Source organism: Rhodoferax sp. RT4P68 (genome assembly GCF_056521305.1).
Genome location: NZ_JBWMBB010000004.1, coordinates 98,436 through 120,680, shown reverse-complemented (window position 1 = coordinate 120,680; position 22,245 = coordinate 98,436). Strand labels below are relative to the sequence as shown.

The window sequence follows — 22,245 nt, the reverse complement described above, 5'->3', positions numbered from 1 at the left end:
GAGTCAGGCGCGCGCCAGTGCCCAGGCATCGGGGGCGAAGCCGACGGTCAGCTTGCCGCCGCCCCAGTCGACCACGGGCCGCTTGATCACGCTGGGCTGAGCGCGCATCAGCGCCACGGCGCTGGCTGCATCGTGCACACCGGCCTGCGTGGCCGCATCGAGCTTGCGCCAGGTCGTGCCCTTGCGGTTGAGCAGCACTTCCCAGCCGAGCTGCGCCACCCACGCGTCCAGCGCGGGCGGCACGCCGGCCTTCTTGAAATCGCAGAACGTGTGCTCGACACCGTTGTCGCCCAACCAGCTGCGCGCCTTCTTGACGGTGTCGCAGTTGGGAATGCCGTACATCGTGACCATGGGCCGCGATTATGGCGACCGCTTTGCGACAATCCGGACCATGCTCCGTCTTTCCGAATGGCTCGCGCACTGCGAGCAACTGCATGTCCACGCCATCGCCATGGGCCTGGACCGCGTGCGCACTGTGGCCGATCGCATGGCGCTGCGGTTCGAGTGCGTCGTCATCACCGTGGCCGGCACCAATGGCAAGGGCTCGACCTGCGCAATGCTGGAGTCGATCGCCTCGCAGGCTGGCTGGCGCACCGGTGTCTACAGCTCGCCCCACCTCGTCCATTTCGAGGAGCGGTGCCGCATCGACGGCGTGGCGGTGGCTGAGGCCGATCTGCTGCCGCACTTCGAGGCCGTGGAGGCCGCGCGTGGCGATGTATCGCTCACCTATTTCGAGTTCACGACGCTGGCCATCCTGCGCTGCATGGCGGCGTCGCGGCTGGACCTGGCGATTCTGGAAGTGGGGTTGGGCGGCCGGCTGGACGCGGTCAACGTGGTGGACGCCGACTGCGCCATCGTCACCAGCGTGGATCTGGACCACATGGACTATCTGGGCCCGGACCGCGAAACCATCGGCTTCGAGAAGGCCGGCATCATGCGCCCCGGCCGCCCGGCCATCGTCAGCGATCCGATGCCGCCACAGAGCGTGCTGCGCCATGCCGAAGCAATCGGTGCGGACCTGTGGCGCTCGGGTGTCGACTTCAGCTTCTCAGGGGACCAGCAGCAGTGGTCGTGGATCGGGCGCAGCGCCGCACGGGCGACCGATGCCGGCGCGGGCGCCACGCAGGGCAGTGCAGCACCCGACCTGGCGGGCGGCGGGTCTACCAATCTCAAGCGCTACAGCGGCTTGGCGTACCCCGCGTTGCGTGGCGCCAACCAGCTGGTCAATGCCGCTGGCGCGCTGGCCGCGCTGACGGCCTTGCGCGAGCGGCTGCCAGTGACCGCGCAGGCGGTGCGCAACGGCTTGGCCCAGGTGGAGCTGCCGGGCCGCTTCCAGATCGTGCCGGGGCAGCCGACGCTGGTGCTCGACGTCGCGCACAACCCGCACGCCGCCTCCGCGTTGGCGGCCAATCTGGACGCGATGGGTTTTTTCCCCGCGACGCATGCCGTGTTCGGTGCCATGGCCGACAAGGACGTCGAAGGCATCCTCAAGCGCATGGCGCCGTTGGTCGAGCACTGGTATTTCTGCGATCTGCCGACAGCGCGCGCCGCCCGTGGCACGGCCTTGTTGCACGCTTGGCAGGGTCTCAACACGCGCAAGGATGTGTGGGCGCAGGCATTCCCCGATCCCGTGCAGGCCATGCAGGCTGCCGTCGGTCGCGCAGACCCCGCTGATAGAATTTTGGTCTTTGGATCGTTTCTGACCGTAGGTGGCGTGCTGGCGCAAGGCCTTCCCAAATTGCACGCGAAACACCTCGGTACCTGATCTCATCTCCATGGCTTTCTTCAAGTTCCGCGCGCATGGCCAGAAGGGCGATGACCAGCAGGCCAGTCCCGCGGAAACCATCGACGACATGCGCCGCCGCGCGCGCCACCGGCTGATCGGCGCCACGGTCCTCGTGGCGATCGGTGTGCTGGGCTTCCCCATGTTGTTCGACACCCAGCCGCGCTCGGTGCAGATCGACATTCCCATCGACATTCCGGACCGTGACAAGGCCAGGCCGCTCGGTGCCGGCGCCAGCGGCAAAGTCGCCGCGGCCGCACCACAGCCTGAAAACGCGCCGCCTGCCGCTGCAGCGACGCCCGAGCGCGTGCCGGCCGCTGCCAGCCTGGATGCGAAGGAGGCGGTGGTCGCGGACAAGGCCGCCAAGCCTGCCGAGCCCCAGCCAGCGCCCGCCAAGGCTGAGCCAAAGCCCGAGCCCAGGCCCGAACCCAAAGCTTCGGCCAAGACCGACGCCGACGCGACGCCGCCTGCCACGACGGACGACGGCAAGAAGGCGCGCGCACTGCTCGAAGGCAAGCCGGGCGCCCCCGATGCGCCGGGCCGGTTCGTGGTGCAGATCGGCGCGTTTGCCGATGCCGAGAAGGCACGCGAAGCGCGCGTGCGGCTGGAACGCGCCGGCCTCAAGACTTACACGCAGGTGGTGGACACCAAAGACGGGAAACGTATTCGTGTACGCATCGGCCCCTATGCCGATCGTGCCGAGGCCGACAGGGCGGCCGCGCGCATCAAAAGCCTGAACCTGCCGGCTTCGATCCTCGTGCTCTGATTTCCGTGCATGCCGACCTTCGATTGGGTGTTGTTGGGTGTGCTGGTTTGCTCCATGCTGTTGGGAGCATGGCGCGGCCTGGTGTACGAGGTGCTGTCGGTCCTGGGCTGGATCGTGGCGTTTCTGTGCGCGCAGTGGTTCGCGGCGGACATCGCTCCCAGCCTGCCGATGGGCGACGCCTCGTCCTCGGTGCGCCATGTGGCCGCGTTTGTGTTGGTCTTCGTCTTTGTGGCGTTTGCCTGCGGGCTGGTCACGGCACTGGTGAAGCGGCTGGTGCAGGCGGTGGGGCTGCGGCCTGTGGACCGGGTGCTGGGCATGGTGTTCGGCCTGGCGCGCGGCGCCATCTTGATTCTGGCGGCTGGCGTCGTCATCTCCAATACGCCACTGCAGCGCAACACCTGGTGGCAGGAGTCCGCCGGCGCAGCCATCGTGACCTCGACCTTGCACGGGCTCAAGCAGATGCTGCCGCCTGAGGTCGCGAAGTTTTTGCCCTGAGTTTTGCGGCCTGTGCGCCGCGCCTTTTCTGTCAGGACCAACCATGTGTGGAATCGTCGGTGTCGTCAGCAATGCACCCGTCAACCAGCTGATCTATGACGCGCTGCTGCTGTTGCAGCACCGCGGCCAGGACGCGGCCGGCATCGTGACGCAGCAAGAGCGCAAGTTCTTCATGCACAAGGCCAAGGGCATGGTGCGCGACGTGTTCCGCACGCGCAACATGCGCTCGCTGCCCGGCAACTGCGGGCTGGGCCAGGTGCGTTACCCCACCGCGGGCAATGCCTACAGCGAGGAAGAGGCGCAGCCCTTCTACGTGAACGCGCCTTTCGGCATCGTGCTGGTGCACAACGGCAACCTGACCAATGCGCACGCGCTGAAAGCTGAGCTGTTCATCACCGACCACCGGCACATCAACACCGAGAGCGACTCCGAGGTGCTGCTCAACATCCTGGCCAACGAGCTGGAGCGTGCCACGCGCGGTGCGGCCCTGAAGCCGTCCGACGTGTTCGCGGCGGTGCGCAGCATGCACAAACGCCTGCGTGGCTCCTACGCGGTGATCGCCTCGATTGCGGGCCATGGCTTGCTCGCCTTCCGCGACCCGTATGGCATCCGCCCGCTGAGTCTGGGCCGCAATGGCGATACCGCTATGCTGGCCAGCGAAACGGTGGCGCTGGAGGGCACAGGCCACACCGTGGAGCGCGATGTCCTGCCGGGTGAGGCGGTGTTCATCGATCTGCAGGGCCAGGTGCATGCCGAGCAATGTGCGGATGCGCCGGTGCTCAACCCCTGCATCTTCGAATTCGTCTATCTGGCACGGCCCGATTCGGTGATGGACGGCATCTCGGTCTACCAGGCGCGGTTGAACCTCGGCGAGTCGCTGGCCAAGCGCGTGGTCTCCACCGTGCCGCCGAAGAACATCGACGTGGTGATCCCGATCCCCGAATCGAGCCGCCCGAGCGCGATGCAATTGGCGCAACTGCTGGGCATTCCCTACCGCGAAGGCTTCGTCAAGAACCGCTATGTGGGCCGGACCTTCATCATGCCGGGCCAAGAGGTGCGCAAGAAGTCGGTGCGCCAGAAGCTCAACGCGATCGCCAGCGAGTTCAAGGGCCGCAATGTGCTGCTGGTGGACGACTCCATCGTGCGCGGCACCACCAGCCGCGAGATCGTGCAGATGGCGCGCGATGCGGGTGCGCGCAAGGTCTACCTGGCCAGCGCTGCGCCGCCGGTGCGCTATCCCAATGTCTATGGCATCGACATGCCGACCAAGGACGAGCTGGTCGCGCACGGCCGCAGCGTGGACGAGATCCGCGACATCATTGGCTGCGACGCACTGATCTACCAGGATGTGGACGGCATGAAGCGCGCTATTGGCTCGCTGAACCCGGCGATCGCGGGCTTCGATGCTTCCTGCTTCGACGGTGTCTACGTGACGGGCGACATCTCCGAGGGCGACATCGTCCGGCTGAACGAACGCCGCGTGGGCGGCAGCGAAGAGAACCAGGAAGACAGCTCCCGCCTGGCGCTGCCCAACGCCGAAGCCGCCTGACGAACCGAACCTCGTGACCCGCACCATGCCAACGTCTCCCATCCGCACGCGCTTCGCGCCGTCGCCGACCGGCTTCATCCACCTGGGCAACATCCGCTCGGCCCTGTATCCCTGGGCGTTCGCGCGCGCCACCGGCGGCGTCTTCGTGCTGCGCATCGAGGACACGGACGTGGAGCGTTCGTCTCAGGCCGCCGTCGACGTCATCATCGAAGGCATGCGCTGGTTGGGTCTGGACCACGACGAAGGCCCGTTCTTCCAGATGCAGCGCATGGAGCGCTACAAGGAAGTGCTGGCCGAGTTGGTGGCGGCCGGCAGCGTCTACCCGTGCTACATGAGCGTGGCTGAACTCGACGCGCTGCGCGATCGGCAGACGCTGGCCAAAGACAAGCCGCGCTACGACGGCACCTGGCGGCCAGAGCCCGGCAAGCAGCTGCCGCCCGTGCCCGACGGCGTGCGGCCCGTGCTGCGCTTTCGCAACCCGCAGGGCGGTGCGGTGGTGTGGGAGGACAAGGTCAAGGGCCGCATCGAGATCAGCAACGACGAGCTGGACGACCTGGTGATCGCGCGGCCCGACGGCACGCCCACCTACAACTTCTGCGTCGTGGTCGACGACATCGACATGGCCATCACGCACGTGATTCGCGGTGACGACCATGTCAACAACACGCCGCGGCAGATCAACATCTTCCGCGCGCTCGGCAAGGAGCCGCCCGTCTACGCCCACCTGCCCACGGTGCTGAATGAGCAGGGCGAGAAGATGAGCAAGCGCAACGGCGCCAAGGCGGTCACGCAATACGCCGTCGAAGGCTATCTGCCCGATGCGATGGTCAACTACCTCGCGCGACTGGGCTGGAGCCATGGCGACGACGAAATCTTCAGCCGCGCGCAGTTCCTGGAGTGGTTCAACCTGGACCACCTGGGCCGCAGCGCCGCCCAGTTCGACGAGGCCAAGCTGCGCTGGGTCAACGCCCAGCACCTGAAGGCCATGGCCGACGATGCGCTGGCACCACTGTTGGTGGCGCACCTGGAAGCCAAGGGCATCGTGGCCGATGACCGGCTGCCGGCAATCTGCGGATTGTTCAAGGACCGCTGCGACACCACCGTGGCGCTGGCCGCTTGGGCGCAGGCCTTCTATGCCGATGTGCAGCCGCAGGCCGAAGAGCTGGCGCAGCACGTCACGGACGCGGTGCGTCCGGCGGTGCACGCCCTGGCCGATGCCTTGGCCGACTGCGCCTGGGACAAGCCGTCGATCGCCGCCGCGATCAAGCAGGTGCTGGCCGCCCACAGCCTGAAGATGCCGCAGCTGGCCATGCCGGTGCGCGTGCTGGTGATGGGGACAGCGCAGACGCCCTCGCTCGACGCGGTGCTGGCGCTGTCGTCCCGAAAAATTGTTCTGGAAAGATTGCGAGCGGCGTAAATCTCGTTCTATAATTCGAGGCTCGATGCAACGCAGGCTGCAGTTGTTTACAACAGCAGCCACGCGATTCGCAAGGGGGTATAGCTCAGCTGGGAGAGCGCTTGCATGGCATGCAAGAGGTCAGCGGTTCGATCCCGCTTACCTCCACCAAGTGAAGCATCGAGTCGGAAGTTCCAAGGTTTTGACCCTATCGTCTAGAGGCCTAGGACACTACCCTTTCACGGTAGGTACCGGGGTTCGAATCCCCGTAGGGTCGCCAAGTTCGTAGCGCTTGGATCGTCGCAAGACGGTTGAAGCTACCTACCAGGAGTGGTAGTTCAGTTGGTTAGAATACCGGCCTGTCACGCCGGGGGTCGCGGGTTCGAGTCCCGTCCACTCCGCCAGTGAAATCAATGGGTTGCAGCAGAAATGCCGCAGCCCGTTTTTCTTTGCGCGATCGATTCCGAAGCGGATGGTCCTGACAAGGCCACCCTGCCACCTGCGGCCTCCTCAAGAGCACGGCTTATCCAGCCACGCCAGCACCTGCGGCGCCAGCTCGTTGGGCGCCGTGCAGTGAATCGCATGCCAACCCAGCGCCTGCGCGGCCTGCACGTTCACCAGCGCGTCGTCGATGAACAGCGTGTGCGCCGGCTTCAGCCCATGCCGCGTTGCCAGCAACTGGAAGATCTCGGGCTGCGGCTTGGCCAGCTGTACGTCGCCGGAGAAGATGCCGCCATCGAACCACGCGAAGAATTCATGCTGACGCTGCAGCACGCGCGCGTAGGGCTCCGGCATGTTGGACAGGTAGAACAGCCGCAGCGGCGGCCCACCTAACGCGCGCGCATCACGGCGTTCGCACAACCGGCGCAATAGCGCGATCGTTTCGGCAATCGGCTCCAGGTGTTCGCCCAGCGGCATGACCAGCGCGTGCACGGCGTCTACCGGCAACTCCAGCCGTGCCGCCGAACGCGCGATGACGTCCTCGATGCGGTGCAGGCCGCCATCGAAGCCATGCCAGTCCGCATGCCCGAACAACGCACGCGCCAGTGCGGCCCCCGCCTGTGCGTCGGGCGCGTGCTGCGGAAAGTGCTGCTGCACCAGCAGCGCGGGTTCCCAGTGGAGCAGCACCGCGCCAAGGTCGAACACCACATCCAGACCAGCGTGCACGGTTGTGCCTCTCATGCGATGGGCGGCACCAGCGTCTGCGGCCGGCTGTACAGGTCTTCGGGCGCGCCGCGGTGCACGATCGCGCCGCGGTCCATCACGATGGTCTGGTCGGACACGGTCGGCACTTCGCTGCGGTCATAGGCCACGTAGGCCACGGCCAATTCGAGGCGCTGCTGGATCGCGCGGATCCGGCACCTCGAAGCTGAGCCCTTGAAGCCCGGCAGCGCGCCAGCGGCGGTGCCGTGGCGCTTGGTGATGGTGTGAGCCTCGATGCCGAACATAAAAAACCTCCGTTCTGTGGGGCTGCGGTGCTGAAGGCCTTCGGGCCGAACGGTCGGCGTTCATGCGAGCTTTTACACCTTGTAGTGGCCCTCGTGGGCAGGGATCTTGCGCCGGCCCGGCTTGCGTTGCTCCGTGTCAGTTGCCGGATGGCGGCTTCAACGCCAGGTCGGTAGGGCGCTCAGCCCCTCTAGCCGTTAGCCCGCAGGCCGTCGAAACTTCCAGCCCGCGACCCCTCAGCGCATAGCGCCAGACAGTCGCCGCAGCGCGTCCCCGGCCTCCGGGCGGGCCGGCTGCAGCCGCACCAGTTCGGCCAACAGCGCCCGTGCAGCAGGCGCATCTTCGCGCGCCAGTGCGACCGCCATCTGCACCAGGGGATCGTAGGCCGGTCGGAAATCCGCGCTGGTGCGCAGCACGTCGAGCAGCGGCTGCTGCACCTGCGCCAGCATCTGGCGCACGTCGTGGCTGGGCTGCACATCGCGCCCGGCCATCAGGAAGCGGGTGCGCGCGTCCCGGTAAGCGGCCAGGCGCGCGCCGGTGGCCGGCTCGGCATCCACGAGTTCCTGCGGACCGACCGACAGCTCGGCCAGCAGCGTCGCCAACAGTGCGCGCGGTGGTGCTGCCGGCGCGTAGGTGGCCCTGGGCGCGAGATACGCCACGACCGGGTGGTCGTCGGTGTTGACCACCGCGTCGCCGGCCAGCCGCTGCAGGGCCTGCGGCCCGCCGACCAGCGCGCCGAGCACCGCCAGTTCATCGTGCAGGCCCAGCGCCGCCGGGGGCTGCGGCCACTGGCTGGCGATGGCCATGCGTGCGCGCAGTTGCGCCGCATCGAAGCGCCCGCCATCGGCATGGCCGACCAGACCGAGCACCGGTGTGTCCAGGCTGTGCGTCGCCAGCACCGCGCCGCCGCCGGGGAAGGCCGTGGCGAACGCGCGCACGATGCTGCGCACGGTCGGCAGGTCGAGCTGGTGCAGCGGCAACCATTGGCAGAACAGCCCGCCCGAGGCCAGGCGCGCGCGCACCGCTTCGAAGTGCTCCACGGTGTACAGCGCGGCCGAGCCGCTGCGCGCCGGATGGAAGTTGTCCGAGATGATCAGGTCGTAGTGCCCGGGCGTGGCACGCACGAAGCGCCGTGCGTCGGCCGTGACGACGTGCAGCCGCGCGCCGGCATCCCGCTCCAGCGGCGTGAACCAGGCTGCGGCCTCGACCACTTCGGGCAGCAGTTCGACGGCCTGCACCTGCAGCGCCGGGTCCAGCGTCGCCGCGGCCGCCGTGGTGCCGGTGCCCAGGCCCAGAAACAGCGCCCGCTGCGGCGCCGGATGCAGCAGCAGCGGCAGCAGCGCCTGCCGCGCGTCGGCCGACCAGGCCGCGTTGCTGCCCTCCTGCTGGCGGTTGTTGATGCGCAGCCGGCGTGTGCCATCGGCCTCTTCGACAACGCTCACCGCCGCCATGGCGCCTTCGCGGTAGCTCAACAGCCGGCCGCCCTGCGGCACGCTGACGAAGGCCAGCGGTGGGGCCAGCAGCGCCAGCGCGAGCAGGCCCGCGCCGACGCACGCCGGCAGAACGATCGCGCGTGGTCGCCCGACCCAGCAATGCAGCAGCAGATAGCCGGCAGCCAGGCCCAGCAGCGCGGCCTTGGCGCCGAACGCGGGCAGCAGCAACAGCCCGAACAACAGCGGCGCGAGCGCTGCGCCGAGCGTGTTGATGCCCAGTGCCAGGCCGAAACCGATGCCGGCCATGCGCGCCTGCGTCGCCAGGTGACTGAACAGCGCGCCCATCAACAGCGTGGCGGGCAGGAAGGCGACGAGCGCGAGCGCCGCCTCGGCGCCCAGCGCCGCTGCCATGCCGGCGCCCAACAGCTCCTGCGCCTGTGTCTTCAGCGCTTGCGCGCCATACAGGCTGGCGGTGCCGGCCGTGCAGGCCAGCGCCAGCAGTGTCAGCAGCTGCGCGCCGAGTCGCCCACCCGGGGCGGCATCGACGCGGCTGGCCAGCCGGCGGTCGTAGTAGGCCGCGCCAGCGGCGCTGCCGACCAGGTAGACGGCCAGCAGCAGCGCGAAGGTGTAGACCGTGTTCTCGGCCACCTGGCTCAGCACCCGCACCACCAGCACCTCGTAGCCGATGCCCAGCAAACCGGTGGCCGCCAGCAGCGGCAGCAGGCGAGGCGCCGGCGCGCCACGCGCAGCTGGCACCACGGTGCGGCCAGGGTCCCCAGAGTCCCCAGTCTCCCCAGAGCCGCTAGAGGCGTCAGAGCCGCCAGAGGCGTCAGAGCCGCCAGAGGCGTCAGGCGCGACATGGGTGACGGCGGCGACAGCGGCGACAGCGGCGACAGCGGCGACAGGCTCCCCAGCGTCGGCAGGCGCAGCCTCAGCGCCCGCCGGCCGGTCGAACAGCCACAGTGCCGCCGCCGCGCACAGCAGGTTCAGCGCGGCGCAGACCAGCGCCGTCCGCGCCAGGCCGTATGCCGGCACCAGCCAGAACGCGCTGGCCAGCACACCCATCACCGCGCCGAACGTGTTGCCGGCGTACAGCGCGGCGATCGGCCCGCGCCGCCAGTGCCGCGACAGCGCGCGCTCCATGGCCGGCAGCGTGGCGCCCATCGCCGCAGTGGCCGGCAGCAGCAAAAGCAAGCTGCCGCCGAATGCCACCGTCCACTGCCAGGCAGCCGAAGGCTGGGCGCCGATGAAGTGCAGCAGCGCCTGGCCGATCGGTGCCATGGCGGCAGCCAGCACCAGGCTCCACAGGCCGATCAGCAGTTCACAGCCGGCGTACCAGCGGCCGGGCAGGGCGCTCGCAGCGACACGGCGCCCGAGCAGCAGGGCGCCGGCGCCCAGGCCACCGAAGAAGGCCGTGACCACCGCCAGCACGCCGGCCGTCTCATGGCCCAGCCAGAGCGCGCTCTGCTGCGTCCAGACGATCTGGTAGCCCAGCCCGGCGAAGCCGGAGGCCAGCATCAACGCCAGCACGGCAGCAGGGCGCACCGGTGCACCGTCGGCCTGCGCATCGGCGTGCCACGGGCGCTGCGGCGCTGCGCTCACGGAGGTGCCTTGGCCCGGCACGGCACTCATCCGCCGAACGAGACCTTGTAGCCCCAGGAATCGAGCTGCGTCGGGATCGCGTTCAGCGCCATGGTGATGCGGCGCTCGCCCGGGTTGGTCGGCACCGCGTGCATCAGGTAGCTGGGGAACAGCACCAGGTCACCCGGCTGTGGCTGCGGGCTGATCCACTTGTCGGCGCTGTAGGGCGTGGTGGTGACGCCGGCGTGGTCGTTCTTGAACGCGAAGTCGTGGCCGCCCGGCGATTTCATGAACACGGTGCGCGCGTCGGGGTGCGTGGGCGTCAGGTAAATGACGCCGGAGATGAAGCTGTTGGCATGGTTGTGCATGGCCTGGCGGCCGCCAGTGTCCAGCAGGTTGACCCACATCTCCTTGAGCGACCAGCCCAGCCGCTCGCCGAACATCTGCTCGCCGAACGCCACCAGATGCGGCGTGATGCGCTGGGCGGCTTCGACCAGCAGGGGGCTGTCGGCCGGCTGCAGCATCGCCGTGTGCGACAGCTGGCTCGACGCGTTGTTGCCGATGCCCGCCTCAGCGCTGAAATGGCGGACCAGGCCGGTGACCAGCGCGGCGTCCAGCGCCGCCGGCACGCGCATGAAGGGCGTGGCGAACAGTCCGATGATCTCGTGCATCGTGCCGGTCTCTCTCGAAGCTCTTGTGAAGGAGGGAAGCCCCAACGCCGACAGGCGGCACCATGGGCGCCGCCTGTCTGCAACGGGTGCGGGGTGATTACTTGCGGCGGCGGCGCGACGCGGCGGCCAGGCCGGCCAGGCCCAGCGAGACCAGCAGCATGCTGGCCGGCTCGGGCACGGCATTGAACGCGATGTCGTCGAACAGGATCGACGAGTCGCCGTTGAAGGTGGCCGAGTACGCAACACCGGCAAAGCTGCTCGAGATGCTGTCGAAGTTGCACGCGGGCGTGTCGCTGCAGCCGGCCTGCGCATTGCCCAGCAGGTCGAATGCGGCCAGCAGCGAGCCGGTGCCGTCCAGCCCGCTCCACAGGCTGACGGCGCCCGTGGCGGCGCCCACGGACGCGTACGAGAAGCTGAACAGGTCTTTGAAACCTGTCGCGACATTCATCGCCGAATCGGTGCCGACCGTGAACATCACGCCCAGGGGCGACGGTGCATTCGAGAAGTACGGACCCAGGTCGTCGTTCTGCAGGCCCAGCGCATCGCCACCGAAGACCACGCCGCTCGAAGCGTAGTGGCTGGCGATCGAGTCGTAGTTGGGCGCAGTCTCGAAATCGATGACGATGGGCGCGGCCATGGCCGGTGCCGCGACGAACAGGGCCAGGGCGGCGGCGGGAAGAAACTGCATGGGAAGACCTCCAGGGAATCGGGCTGTCGGGGTGGGGTTGAGAGGCGGCATCGCGAGGCCACCGCTGTCGGCCAGAAGCAGACGCGACTGCACTCTAGGCGGCGATCAAGACACCGCCGTGACGGGTGCGCACCGCGTGCAGCGTGGGGCCGGCCGGTGTGGTTTGCGTCATCGCACGTTCACGCGCGGTGCCTACGCTCAAGCTCCACCGCATCCACGAAAGACTTGCCATGCATCCACTGATTCACCGGCGTGCCGCGCTGCGCGCCGGCCTGGCGCTCGGCGCCGCGCTGGCCCTGCCGTCGGCGCGCGCCTGCGAGTATTTCGCCGACAACCTGCGCATCACGCACCCGTGGTGCCGCGCCACCCGGCCTGGCGCCACCTCGGTCGTGGTCTCGATGAAATTCGACGAGGTGACCCGCAGCGACCGGCTGATCGCCGTGCGCACGATGGTGGCCGAGGGCGCCGAAATCGGTGGCCCGTTGGCGCGCCCGGAGGTCGATTTCGCGATTGCGCAGGGCGTGGAAACCCAGCTCAGCGAACACGGCACCTACCTCCAGCTCACCGGCCTGCAGTTTCCGCTGGAGGTCGGGCGCGCCTACCCCATGGTGCTGACCTTCGAGCATGGCGGCGTGGTGCAGGCCAACCTGAACGTCGACTACCAGCGGTTCATGTGACACGTCTCGTCACGCCCGGGTCACGACCCATCCCTAGCATCGCCTGCGGTCCTGCCGCTGCTCCGAACGAAGGCATCGCGCCACGACGGCGGAGTCCAGGCAATCTGAAAGCCACACAAGGAATCTTATGAAGCATGCATTCACGCGGAACCCGGTTGCGCTGGCCGCCGTCGCGGTCCTGGCCACCATGGCCCTGGCACCGGCTGCGCACGCAGCCAAGCCAGCAGGTACCTATGTCACCGGCGACTTCCACAACCACACCACCTGCTCGGACGGTTCGACCTCGATGCAGAAGCTGGTGAAGAAGTCGACCGACAAGGCCGACACGCCCTGGGGGCTCGACTGGTTCGTCCAGGCCGGCCACGGCGGCAGCGGCAACCGCAACTGCACGCTGGCCGAAGATGCCAGCCTGGCGACACCCGCCTACCCGCTGGTGGTCTCGCAGACCGGCGAGGTGCAGGGCCCCACTACCCGCTGGCAAAACACCAACCCGCCGGTGCAGCCCAAGGGCACGGTGTCGGGCACGCCTCCCAACCAGAACATGTGGCGCTGGCAGGCCATTCAGGAATTTCAATACCCGGTGCTCGAGTACCTGGCCGCCTACCTGAACAAGCCGATGTTCATTGGCGTGGAATCGGTTGCGCCGGGCCACGAGCACGTCTCCGCTGCGGTCATCACGGGTCAGATGCCCGTCGCGCTCGACAGCGCGCGGCTGCCGACCACCCCGGGCTACACGCCGCTGGGCAACGCCACGGCCATGGCCTGGTGGGAATACTGCTTCGACCGCAACGACACCGACCGCAGCCGTGGCAACACCGTGTCCGGCGGCAGCGTCGGCAACAACTGGAGCTGCGCGGTTCCCGGCAGCCTGAATAGTTCCGACCCGAGCTGGAACGTGGAGGCGCAAAAGCTGATCCCCGCAGCCGGCGCCGGCGTTGGCGACCGCGGCCACGCCAAGTCGCTCGAAGGCATGAAGTGGTTGGCGGCGAACCACCCGCAACAGAGCTACTACGTGCCCGCCCACCTGGAGCGCGCCGGCCCATTCAACCCGGACGGCAACAACGGCTTCAACGTCGAGCACCTGCGCAACTTCAACAACGCCGCGCCCACCGTGGCGATCGGCTTCGAGTCGCAGCCGGGCCATGGCGCATCGGACAACCGCGGCGAGTATTCGCCCAGCCGCAACACCATCGGCGGCGTGCGTGTCGACTCGGTCGGCGGCACCACCTACGGCGGCACCGGCATCTACGCGGCGCAGATCGGCGGCGTGTGGGATGCGCTGCTCGGCGAAGGCCGCAACTGGTGGTTCTTCGGCAGCTCGGACTGGCACAACCGCGGCATGTTCGGCCCGGACGACCGCCGCTCGACGCAGGACTTCTACCCCGGCGAGTACCAGCGCGACTTCGTCATGGTGCGCAAGGGTGACGACACCAAGCTGCGCCCGCAGACCATCGTGGACGGCATCCGCAGCGGCAACAGCTTCGTGGCCACCGGCCAGCTGATCGACCGCCTGGCGTTCGTCGCCTGCGCTTCCTACGCAGGCCCGGCAGCGCGCAGCAATGCAGCGGTCCAGGCGCTGGCGTTGCGCGCGGCGCAGGGCAACACCGACACCGACGTGGCCGGCTGCGCCACCATGGGCGAGAAGCTGAAGGTGCGCCCCGGCGCCGAGATCGTCGTCGCCATCGTCGTGCGCGACCCCACGGGCACCAACTACTCGCCCTACACGTTCAACAACCCGTCGCTCGCGCAGGTCGGCATCAACCAGCCGCTGAATGCACCGGTGCTGGCGCAGGTCGACGTGATCCGCGGTCTGGTCAGTGGCTACCGCCAGCCCGGCACCACCAACTACGCCGGCCAATGGCCCAACGACTGGTTGCTGAACCCGTCCATGGCCAACGTGCCGGCTGCGGCCAAGAACACCTCGGCCGCCGTGGTGCGCACCTTCAACGATGCGACCTGGGCGTCTGTGGGTGACGGTGGCGCCTACAAGGCCATGACCTTCCGCATCGCGGCGGGCAATGCCTCGCAGTACCTGCGCCTGCGTGGCTCCAACCTGCCACCCGGCGTGCCCTACGAGACCGACGCCAACGGCAACCCGCTGGCCGACATCTACACGAATGCCAGCGATACCAGCAAGCTGACCATCGCCTGTATGGTGGCGGGCATCAACGTGCCGGCCAACGGCGGCACCTACAGCGGCGCGGCGATCGACGGCTGCCCGGCGCACCTGCCCACGGTCAACGGCCAGAAGTACGTGGCCTACGACGTCGCGGCCTGGGCCGATCTGTCGTTCTACAGCAACCCGGTCTTCATCGAAGTGGCTGGCGCGACCCAGGTAGCCGGCGTCAAGTAAGACGGCCTGGCGCAGGCGCTGCTGCGCTTGTCGCCCCGAGCGCCGCGCGGCACTGGCCGCGTGGCGCTTTTTCCATTGGCGGGTGGCCCCGGCCGCCCGCACCCGAACCCGTACATCTGCCATGCCTTCGACCCCACCGCATCCCACCCAAGAGACCGCTGCACCGGGCGCCGATGCCCACCGCCCGCGCTGGTGGCGCGAACCCCTTTTGCATTTCGTCCTGCTGGGCGGCTTGCTGTTCGCGGTCGACCACGTGATCGTCGGCCGCAGCGACGACCCGCGCACCATCGTGGTGACGCAGGACGTCGACGACGAGGCGCGTGACCTGTTCAAGGCCTCGCGCGGCCGCGAGCCGAACGCAGACGAGTTCGCGGCCCTGCGCCGCGCCTGGCTCGACAACGAGGTGCTCTACCGCGAGGGCCTGGCGATGCAGGTCGATCGCGGTGACGACGCCATCCGCGCGCGCGTGATCTTCAAGGCGCTGAGCGTGCTGGAGGCCGACAACAAGTTGCCGCCCTTCGACGATGCGCTGCTGCGCGCGTGGTTCGAGCAGCGCCGCGACAAGTACGACGAGCCGGCGCGCTTTGACTTTCGCGAGGCGGTGCTGTCCGGCGACATGGGCGAGCCCGCGGCGCGCGAGTTGGCCGCGCGGCTGAACACCGGCGTGCCGGGCGAGGTCGGCGCCGGGCTGCGCGTGTTCAAGGGCCGCCCGCACGGCAACCTGGTGCAGACTTACGGCGCAGCGTTTGCCACGGCTCTGGAAGCCGCCACGCCGGGGCAGTGGCTGGCACTGTCCACCAAGGACGGCTGGCGCGTGATGCAGCTGCAAGCGCGCACGCCGCCCAAGCCCGCAGACTTCGAGGTGCTGCGCGGTGTCGTGCTGCAGGATTGGACCGATGTCGTCATGGCCGACCAGCGCACCGCTGCCGTGCGCACGCTGGCCGAGAAGTACACCGTGCGGATCGAAGCGGAGGCCAAGTGAGCTGGCCCCTGCGCGTGCGGTGCCTGATCGCCTCGTTGCTGATGCTGCTGGTTGCCGGCACCGCATCGGCACATGAGCTGAGCATCGCCGAGCTGGAACTGCGCGAGACCTCGCGCGGCGCGTTCACCTGGCAATGGACAGCGCGCGAGCGCGCGACCAAGCGCGACCTGAACCCGCTGTGGCCGGCCGGATGCCGCGCCGATGCGCAGCTGCTGCAGTGCGGCCCGGGCGGTCTGCAAGGTGTGCTGCAGGTCGAAGGCGTGGGCAAGGGCTACTCGGCGGTGATCGTGAAAATCCGCTGGCTCGATGCGCAGGTGCGCATCTACACGCTCACGTCGGCGCAGCCTACGGTCAACCTGTTCGGCACGGCCGACGACCAGCGCGGCGCCGCCGACATCGCCTCGGCCTACACCGTGCTCGGCATCGAGCACATCCTGACCGGCACCGACCACCTGCTGTTCGTCGTGAGCCTGCTGTTCCTGGTCGGCTTCAACCGCCGGCTGGTGTGGACCATCACCGCGTTCACCGCGGCGCACAGCATCACACTGGCGCTGAGCGCGTTCGGCGTGCTGGCGCTGCGGCCGCCGCCGGTGGAGGCGACCATCGCGCTGTCCATCATGCTGGTGGCCGGCGAGGCGCTGCACCGGCAGGCCACCCTGTCGCGCCGCTGGCCGGCGCTGGTGGCATTCCTGTTCGGCCTGGTGCACGGCCTCGGTTTTGCCGGTGCGCTGAAGCAGATCGGCATGCCCGAGAACCATTTGCCGATGGCGCTGCTGACCTTCAACCTCGGCGTGGAGATCGGCCAGCTGGCGGCAGTGCTGGTGGCGTGGGCGGTGTGCAAGACGCTGGCACCCTGGCCCAGCTTTGCGCTGGCGCGCACGCCGGCGCTGTACGGCATCGGCGCGGTGGCGATGTATTGGGCCAGTGGCAGGGTCTGGGCGATCCTGACCTGAGTGGGGCGTGTGCCCGACATGGGCGCGACGGAAGTGCGACATGCGCGGCATTCGCTCCACGCGCGCGGCGTCGGCGCCGTGCCTGCGCGGGCGGTTGACCACCTCGCATTGAGGACGATTGCCTACAGGCGCACGCGCTCTCCGTGTCGATGATGGTCGATCGAAAGGAACGACGATGGCCACACCGACGCGAAGCCTGTACACGACGATTACCGGGGCCGTGCTGGCCCTGATGGGCCTGGTGCTGTTGGCTGCGGGCGCGTGGTTGATGTTCCTGGGCGGCAGTGCGTACTACGCCATCGCCGGGCTGCTGCTCGTGCTGACCGGCTCCTTGGTGCACCGGCGCTCGTCCTGGGCGCTGTGGCCATTCGTGGCATTGTTTGCAGGCTCCCTGGTCTGGTCCATTTGGGAGACTGGCCTGGACTGGTGGCCACTGGCCGCGCGCATGGGCGTGCTGTTCCTTCTGGGCCTGTGGATGATCCTGCCCTGGACCATGCGCCGACTGGACGGCGGCCTGGCCCGGGTGCCCGCAGCGACCTCAACGACAGGCGCGCCGCCCCCGGTTGCGGTGCGCCGCACGCCGTCGTGGCGTTCCGGCAGTGGCATGGTCCTGGGTGTGTCGATGGTCTGCTTCGTCTTGATTGCGTGCGTCACGTTGGTGCGTGATGTGCATTCGATCGAAGGGGCGCTGCCTCCCGCGCAGGGCAGGCTCGTGAACCAGGATGCTGCCGTCCGCGGCGTGCCGCCGGGCGAATGGCATGCCTACGGACGTACGGGCTTCGGCCAACGCTACTCGCCGCTGGCCGAGATCACCCCCGCCAATGTGAAGGATCTGCAGGTGGCCTGGCATGTGCGCACCGGCGATCTGCGCGGCCAGCCAGGAGACCCGGTCGAGACCACCTACCAGGTGACGCCGCTGAAGATCGGCAACCGCCTGTACCTGTGCAATCCGCACCAGACCGTCATGGCACTCGATGCGACGACCGGTCAGGAAATCTGGCGCTACGACCCCCAGGTCAGCCGGGATCTGGCGCTGCAGCACCTGACGTGCCGTGGCCTGTCCTACCAGCCACCGGCTGCGGCGGCAGCGGTGGCTGCGGTGGCCACCGCGGTGCAGGCGCCCGCGCCTGTCCCCGCGGCGCAGGCCCCGGCGGTCGCCCCTGTCGCGCCCGCGCCCGCGCCAGCCCCCGTTACCGCCGAAGCCGCATCGCCGCCGGGCGCCACGTGCGCGAGTGGCAAGCTGTTCATGCCCACCGCCGATGGGCGCCTGCTCGCGCTCGACCTGGATCGGGGGGTGCCGTGCACGTCGTTCGGCGCAGGCAAAGGCCAGATCGACCTCTGGGCCAACATGCCCAATCACCGGCCGGGCGCCTACTACTCGACCTCGCCGGTCGTCGTCACGGCGCGGCTGGTCATCGTCGGCGGCACGGTGTTGGACAACGTTTCCACACACGAGCAATCGGGCGTCATCCGCGCGTTCGACATCGAGACCGGCGCGCTCGTCTGGAACTGGGATTCAGGCAACCCCGACACCACCTCGCCCATCGCGGCCGATGCGCGTTACACGGTCAACTCGCCCAACAGCTGGTCCATCTCCAGCGTCGACGAGCAGCTGGGCATGGTCTACGTGCCCATGGGCAACCAGCCGCCCGACCAGTGGGGCGGCAACCGCAGCGCGGCGGTGGAGAAGTATTCATCGTCGGTGGTGGCGCTCGACCTGGCGACGGGGCAGGTGCGCTGGGTCTACCAGACCGTGCACCACGATCTGTGGGACTACGACGTTCCGGCGCAACCGTCGCTGGTCGATCTGAACATCGACGGCACCGTGGTCCCGGCACTCGTGCAACCGACCAAGCAGGGCGAGTTGTTCGTGCTGGACCGGCGTACCGGCACCCAGCTGCGTCCCCAGGAAGAAACCCCCGCGCCGCAGGGCGCCGCGCAGGGCGACCGCACCGCCGCCACGCAGCCCAGGGCGGCCATCTCGTTCGACCCGCCGGTGCTGCGTGAACGCAGCATGTGGGGCGTGACCATGTTCGACCAGCTGGCCTGCCGCATCGCGTTCAAACGGCTGCGGTATGAAGGGCGGTACACCCCGCCGTCCGTCCAGGGCTCGATCATCCACCCCGGCAATTTCGGGGTCTTCAACTGGGGTGGTGTGGCCGTCGACCCAGGGCGCCAGATCGCCTTCACCACGCCGACCTATTTGCCGTTCGTCTCAACCTTGGTGCCACGGCCGGACGACACCACGCTGATGGTGCAGCCTGACGGCAAGCCGCCGGGCGCGCTGCCGGCACTCAACGAGAACTTCGGCGCGCCGTTTGCCGTCAAGCTCGCGCCGTTCCTGTCACCGCTGGGCGTTCCATGCAGCGCGCCACCGTGGGGCTACGTGGCCGGCGCGGACCTGACCACCGGCAAGATCGTCTGGCAGCACCGCAACGGCACGGTGCGCGATCTGTCGCCAGTGCCCCTGCCCATCCGCATGGGCGTGCCCAATCTCGGTGGCCCCATCGTCACGGCCGGTGGCGTCGCGTTTCTGTCGGGCTCGGTCGACGACTTCGTGCGGGCCTACGACGTGACCAGTGGGGAGCAGCTCTGGGAACACCGGCTGCCGGCGGGCGGCCAGGCCACACCGATGACCTACACCGGCAACGATGGGCGCCAGTACCTGCTGGTGGTGGCCGGCGGGCATGGGTCGCTCGGCACCACGCCAGGCGATTCCGTCATCGCCTACGCCTTGCCCCGACGCTGACGCTGGCTTGCGTGCGCGCTGCCCCCCGCCGGGACTGCTGCGCGCGTGAGGCTTGCGATGGCCTGCTTATAAGATGCCGGCCATGCCGCAGACCGCTCCACGCCCCCCACCCGCGGACGCCGCCTTCGGCCGCCCCGATCACGGCTTTCGCCTGCAGCTGTACACGGTCATTTTCGAGGCCGACACGCGCGCCGGTCGGCTGTTCGATCTGGTCCTCATCGCCCTGATCCTGGCCAGCGTGGCCGTGGTGATGATGGACAGCATGGCCTCCATGCATGCGCGCTACGGTGAGCTCTTCCGCGTGCTGGAGTGGTTCTTCACGGCAGCGTTCACGGCCGAATACATCGCCCGGCTGGCTTGTGTGCGCCGGCCGGCGCGCTATGCGCGCAGCGCCTTCGGCATCATCGATCTGCTCGCGCTGCTGCCGACCTACCTGGCCATCCTGGTGCCTGGGCTGTATGCCCTGATCGATGTGCGCGTACTGCGGCTGCTGCGCATCTTCCGGATTCTCAAGCTCACCGAATACGTGGCCGAGTACGGCGCGCTGGGCCAGGCGCTGGCGGCGTCGCGACGCAAGATCATGGTCTTCATGTCGTTCGTGATGCTCGTGGTGGTGATCATGGGCACGCTGATGTATGTTGCCGAGGGCCCGGCGCACGGCTTCACCAGCATCCCCGTCGGCATCTACTGGGCGATCACCACCATGACCACGGTCGGCTTCGGCGACATCACGCCGCACACCGACCTCGGGCGCGTCATCGCCTCCGTCATGATGCTGCTGGGCTGGGGCACGCTCGCCGTGCCCACCGGCATCGTCAGCGCAGAATTCACGCTGCAGCGGCACCAGCGCGTGCCCACCACGCGCACCTGCCACGAATGCCTCAGCGAAGGCCATGCACCCGCCGCGCGCTTTTGCAGCGACTGCGGCGCGAGCCTGCCCCCATGGCGTCGCGAAGCCGCCGGGAGCGCCTGACGCAACCCCCGCACGGTGCATGCGCCCTGCGCGGGCGCCTGCGCCCGCTGGCGCAACTCAAGCCGGCCGGGCGATCGCCAGCGTCAGCACGAGAACCGCGCTGGCGCTGAGCCACGAACCGACCACGCGCACGCCGACCTGGGCCCAGGGGTGACGCAGGTGGTGCACCAGCCCGGCCAGGCAGGCCGTGCACAGCGAGGCGCCGACCAGCGTGCCCATCAGCGCGGCGCTGCGCTGTGCCGGCGCCATGCCCTCGGGCGCAGAGCCCAGGCCCACCGCCAGGCCAACCAGCGCCGCCAGCGGCACCAGCGCCCAGGCCGGCCAGGGCCGGCCTAGCACCACACTCATGCCGATGAGCGCGCCCAGCGCCAGCAACGCCAGGTCGGGTTCGGGCAGCCCCTGCAGCCGCAGGCTGAGCCACAGTCCCGCTGCCGTGAAGGCCACCAGCGCCGCCATGGCGTGGCGGCTGGCCACCACGCCGCGCTGGCCGAACAGCAGGCCCAGCGCCAGCAGCGCCAGCAGATGCGCCGGGCTGATGAAGGGGTGCAGCACGCCGCTGTAGAACGCGCCGACGCCTTTGATCTCGCCGTGCGCCAGCACGGCACCGGGCCACAGCACACCCGCCAGGCAGGCATAGCGCGCCAGGCGCAGCACGCTCACATGGCGCCCCGCAGGAACACCAGACCGCCCAGCGCGATCAGCGCACCCGCACTGCGCACCGCCATGCGGCCGCGCGGCGAACGCGCCAGCGCACCGAAGGCGATGCCGGCCACGTGCAGCAGGCCGGTGGCCACCACGAAGCCCAGGCTGTAGACCAGTGGGTTGGCCGCCTGCGGCAGCTCGGTGCCGTGCGCGTGGCCATGGAACACGGCGAACACCGCGACCAGCAGGCCGGCCAGCCACAGCGGGGGCCGCACGGCGAACGCCACCATGGCGCCCAGCAGCACGCCGGACAGCGCAATGCCCACCTCCACGCCCGGAAGCGGCACGCCCGTCACGCCGAGCGCGCCGCCCAGTGCCATGACCAGCGGGAACACCACCGGCAGCACCCACAGCGCCGGGGCACCCAGGAACGCGCCCCAGAGCCCGACGGCCACCATCGCGATGACGTGGTCCGGGCCGAGCATGGGATGCATGAACCCGGCGATGAAGCCACCGCCCAGGTCGTGGGTGGAATGGGCCAGCGCGGGCCAGGCTTGGGCGCACACGAGCAGGCAGGCGAAGGCACGCAGCAGTTGGGGCATGGGTCGAATGAAGGTGCAGCCGCAGGTGCGGCAGACGTAAAGGCGCGGGGCGAAGCGCCAGACTTTAGTGGCGGTGCGTGACAGCGCCTTGACTGCGGGCCGGCATCAGGCCGGGGTGCTGTCTCAGGCCTCCGGTGGAGGGCTCTTGCGCCGTTCCAGCTCCAGCGGTTGCGAACTGCTGGCGAGCCACTCGTTGAACGCGCGCTTGGCGGCGCGGCGCTCCTCGTACTTCTGCCGCCGCCGCAGCTTGCGGGCCCGCAGCGTCAAACCCGTGATGAGGATGGCCAGCATCACCAGCACGAAGATGAATGACCAATCCAAGATGACGACCTCATCCACGGTGTTTCCCGACCCCTGAGTTCTCGATGCGTCGAGCCTACCGCGTGTTGCGGAATCCGCGCAAGTCGAGCCCGTGGATTTCGCGTTTCCGTGGGTTGCAACTGGGTCGCGATTGCGGCATTGGCCTACACCGGACTACGCAGCTGACTGCTGGTGAGGGCGGCGCT

At 68.8% G+C, this 22,245-nt stretch carries 20 protein-coding genes and 3 tRNA genes; 14 read left to right on the top strand and 9 right to left on the bottom strand.

From position 1 onward, the window contains the following. Nucleotides 1-3: 3 nt before the first annotated feature. Complete coding sequence (locus AC099J_RS09990; protein WP_479615095.1) at nt 4-351, bottom strand: ArsC family reductase; 348 nt, start codon at nt 349-351, stop codon at nt 4-6. Between the two features lie 40 nt (nt 352-391). Between AC099J_RS09990 and AC099J_RS09985 the strand changes: the two genes are divergently transcribed. From AC099J_RS09985 to AC099J_RS09950, 8 genes are all read left to right on the top strand, one after another. Beyond that, nucleotides 392-1,765, top strand: a complete 1,374-nt coding sequence (locus AC099J_RS09985) for a bifunctional folylpolyglutamate synthase/dihydrofolate synthase (RefSeq protein WP_479615094.1) — start codon at nt 392-394, stop codon at nt 1,763-1,765. Between the two features lie 10 nt (nt 1,766-1,775). Further along, entirely contained in the window at nt 1,776-2,549 is a 774-nt protein-coding gene (locus tag AC099J_RS09980) for an SPOR domain-containing protein (protein WP_479615093.1), read from the top strand. Nucleotides 2,550-2,558: 9 nt separating this feature from the next. Beyond that, a complete protein-coding gene (locus tag AC099J_RS09975; RefSeq protein ID WP_479615092.1) occupies nt 2,559-3,044 on the top strand; it encodes a CvpA family protein in 486 nt (161 codons plus the stop codon). A gap of 43 nt (nt 3,045-3,087) precedes the next feature. Beyond that, nucleotides 3,088-4,593, top strand: a complete 1,506-nt coding sequence (purF, locus tag AC099J_RS09970; RefSeq protein ID WP_479615091.1) for an amidophosphoribosyltransferase — start codon at nt 3,088-3,090, stop codon at nt 4,591-4,593. A gap of 25 nt (nt 4,594-4,618) precedes the next feature. Then, nucleotides 4,619-6,010 (top strand): glutamate--tRNA ligase, encoded by a 1,392-nt coding sequence (gene gltX, locus AC099J_RS09965; protein ID WP_479615090.1) that lies wholly within the window; start codon nt 4,619-4,621, stop codon nt 6,008-6,010. A gap of 74 nt (nt 6,011-6,084) precedes the next feature. Continuing rightward, nucleotides 6,085-6,160, top strand: a tRNA-Ala gene (locus AC099J_RS09960). Between the two features lie 33 nt (nt 6,161-6,193). After that, a tRNA-Glu gene (locus AC099J_RS09955) sits at nt 6,194-6,269 on the top strand. Between the two features lie 47 nt (nt 6,270-6,316). Then, nucleotides 6,317-6,393: transfer RNA gene (locus AC099J_RS09950), tRNA-Asp, on the top strand. 106 nt (nt 6,394-6,499) lie between these two features. On the opposite strand, the gene AC099J_RS09945 is transcribed toward AC099J_RS09950, so the two are convergent. From AC099J_RS09945 to AC099J_RS09925, 5 genes are all read right to left on the bottom strand, one after another. Further along, a complete protein-coding gene (locus AC099J_RS09945) occupies nt 6,500-7,156 on the bottom strand; it encodes an HAD-IA family hydrolase (RefSeq protein WP_479615089.1) in 657 nt (218 codons plus the stop codon). Nucleotides 7,157-7,167: 11 nt separating this feature from the next. Continuing rightward, a complete protein-coding gene (locus AC099J_RS09940) occupies nt 7,168-7,437 on the bottom strand; it encodes a hypothetical protein (protein WP_479615088.1) in 270 nt (89 codons plus the stop codon). Between the two features lie 234 nt (nt 7,438-7,671). Continuing rightward, complete coding sequence (locus AC099J_RS09935) at nt 7,672-10,470, bottom strand: fused MFS/spermidine synthase (protein ID WP_479615087.1); 2,799 nt, start codon at nt 10,468-10,470, stop codon at nt 7,672-7,674. 26 nt (nt 10,471-10,496) lie between these two features. After that, nucleotides 10,497-11,120, bottom strand: coding sequence for a putative 2OG-Fe(II) oxygenase (locus tag AC099J_RS09930; RefSeq protein WP_479615086.1), 624 nt, complete (start codon nt 11,118-11,120; stop codon nt 10,497-10,499). Nucleotides 11,121-11,217: 97 nt separating this feature from the next. Then, entirely contained in the window at nt 11,218-11,808 is a 591-nt protein-coding gene (locus AC099J_RS09925; protein ID WP_479615085.1) for a PEP-CTERM sorting domain-containing protein, read from the bottom strand. 230 nt (nt 11,809-12,038) lie between these two features. On the opposite strand from AC099J_RS09925, the gene AC099J_RS09920 reads away from it, so the two are divergent. From AC099J_RS09920 to AC099J_RS09895, 6 genes are all read left to right on the top strand, one after another. Beyond that, entirely contained in the window at nt 12,039-12,485 is a 447-nt protein-coding gene (locus AC099J_RS09920; RefSeq protein WP_479615084.1) for a copper chaperone PCu(A)C domain-containing protein, read from the top strand. Between the two features lie 127 nt (nt 12,486-12,612). Next, complete coding sequence (locus AC099J_RS09915) at nt 12,613-14,838, top strand: hypothetical protein (RefSeq protein WP_479615083.1); 2,226 nt, start codon at nt 12,613-12,615, stop codon at nt 14,836-14,838. Nucleotides 14,839-14,959: 121 nt separating this feature from the next. Beyond that, the gene (locus AC099J_RS09910; RefSeq protein WP_479615082.1) at nt 14,960-15,820 is read left to right on the top strand and encodes a peptidyl-prolyl cis-trans isomerase; all 861 of its coding nucleotides are present in this window, start codon (nt 14,960-14,962) and stop codon (nt 15,818-15,820) included. Continuing rightward, nucleotides 15,817-16,773 (top strand): HupE/UreJ family protein, encoded by a 957-nt coding sequence (locus tag AC099J_RS09905; RefSeq protein ID WP_479615081.1) that lies wholly within the window; start codon nt 15,817-15,819, stop codon nt 16,771-16,773. The genes AC099J_RS09910 and AC099J_RS09905 overlap by 4 nt, the downstream gene beginning before the upstream one ends. Before the next feature lie 175 nt (nt 16,774-16,948). After that, nucleotides 16,949-19,522 (top strand): membrane-bound PQQ-dependent dehydrogenase, glucose/quinate/shikimate family, encoded by a 2,574-nt coding sequence (locus AC099J_RS09900; RefSeq protein WP_479615080.1) that lies wholly within the window; start codon nt 16,949-16,951, stop codon nt 19,520-19,522. Nucleotides 19,523-19,604: 82 nt separating this feature from the next. After that, nucleotides 19,605-20,495 (top strand): ion transporter, encoded by an 891-nt coding sequence (locus tag AC099J_RS09895; RefSeq protein WP_479615079.1) that lies wholly within the window; start codon nt 19,605-19,607, stop codon nt 20,493-20,495. A 57-nt stretch (nt 20,496-20,552) separates the two neighbouring features. Here AC099J_RS09895 and AC099J_RS09890 read toward each other — a convergent pair whose 3' ends face one another. The 3 genes from AC099J_RS09890 to AC099J_RS09880 all read right to left on the bottom strand — a co-directional run bounded on the left by AC099J_RS09890 (nt 20,553) and on the right by AC099J_RS09880 (nt 22,078). Further along, nucleotides 20,553-21,155: a HupE/UreJ family protein gene (locus AC099J_RS09890; protein WP_479615078.1), complete on the bottom strand. Its 603-nt coding sequence runs from the start codon at nt 21,153-21,155 to the stop codon at nt 20,553-20,555. Beyond that, nucleotides 21,152-21,739: a HupE/UreJ family protein gene (locus AC099J_RS09885; protein ID WP_479615077.1), complete on the bottom strand. Its 588-nt coding sequence runs from the start codon at nt 21,737-21,739 to the stop codon at nt 21,152-21,154. Before AC099J_RS09885 ends, AC099J_RS09890 begins: the two co-directional genes overlap by 4 nt. Nucleotides 21,740-21,862: 123 nt before the next feature. Beyond that, a complete protein-coding gene (locus AC099J_RS09880; protein WP_479615076.1) occupies nt 21,863-22,078 on the bottom strand; it encodes a hypothetical protein in 216 nt (71 codons plus the stop codon). Nucleotides 22,079-22,245: the final 167 nt, after the last annotated feature.

Bases quoted from the DNA above. Each gene is read 5' to 3' on its own strand.
- AC099J_RS09990 (WP_479615095.1), bottom strand. From the start codon at position 351: ATGGTCACGATGTACGGCATTCCCAACTGCGACACCGTCAAGAAGGCG.
- AC099J_RS09985 (WP_479615094.1), top strand. From the start codon at position 392: ATGCTCCGTCTTTCCGAATGGCTCGCGCACTGCGAGCAACTGCATGTC.
- AC099J_RS09980 (WP_479615093.1), top strand. From the start codon at position 1,776: ATGGCTTTCTTCAAGTTCCGCGCGCATGGCCAGAAGGGCGATGACCAG.
- AC099J_RS09975 (WP_479615092.1), top strand. From the start codon at position 2,559: ATGCCGACCTTCGATTGGGTGTTGTTGGGTGTGCTGGTTTGCTCCATG.
- purF (WP_479615091.1), top strand. From the start codon at position 3,088: ATGTGTGGAATCGTCGGTGTCGTCAGCAATGCACCCGTCAACCAGCTG.
- gltX (WP_479615090.1), top strand. From the start codon at position 4,619: ATGCCAACGTCTCCCATCCGCACGCGCTTCGCGCCGTCGCCGACCGGC.
- AC099J_RS09940 (WP_479615088.1), bottom strand. From the start codon at position 7,437: ATGTTCGGCATCGAGGCTCACACCATCACCAAGCGCCACGGCACCGCC.
- AC099J_RS09930 (WP_479615086.1), bottom strand. From the start codon at position 11,120: ATGCACGAGATCATCGGACTGTTCGCCACGCCCTTCATGCGCGTGCCG.
- AC099J_RS09925 (WP_479615085.1), bottom strand. From the start codon at position 11,808: ATGCAGTTTCTTCCCGCCGCCGCCCTGGCCCTGTTCGTCGCGGCACCG.
- AC099J_RS09920 (WP_479615084.1), top strand. From the start codon at position 12,039: ATGCATCCACTGATTCACCGGCGTGCCGCGCTGCGCGCCGGCCTGGCG.
- AC099J_RS09915 (WP_479615083.1), top strand. From the start codon at position 12,613: ATGAAGCATGCATTCACGCGGAACCCGGTTGCGCTGGCCGCCGTCGCG.
- AC099J_RS09910 (WP_479615082.1), top strand. From the start codon at position 14,960: ATGCCTTCGACCCCACCGCATCCCACCCAAGAGACCGCTGCACCGGGC.
- AC099J_RS09900 (WP_479615080.1), top strand. From the start codon at position 16,949: ATGGCCACACCGACGCGAAGCCTGTACACGACGATTACCGGGGCCGTG.
- AC099J_RS09895 (WP_479615079.1), top strand. From the start codon at position 19,605: ATGCCGCAGACCGCTCCACGCCCCCCACCCGCGGACGCCGCCTTCGGC.
- AC099J_RS09885 (WP_479615077.1), bottom strand. From the start codon at position 21,739: ATGCCCCAACTGCTGCGTGCCTTCGCCTGCCTGCTCGTGTGCGCCCAA.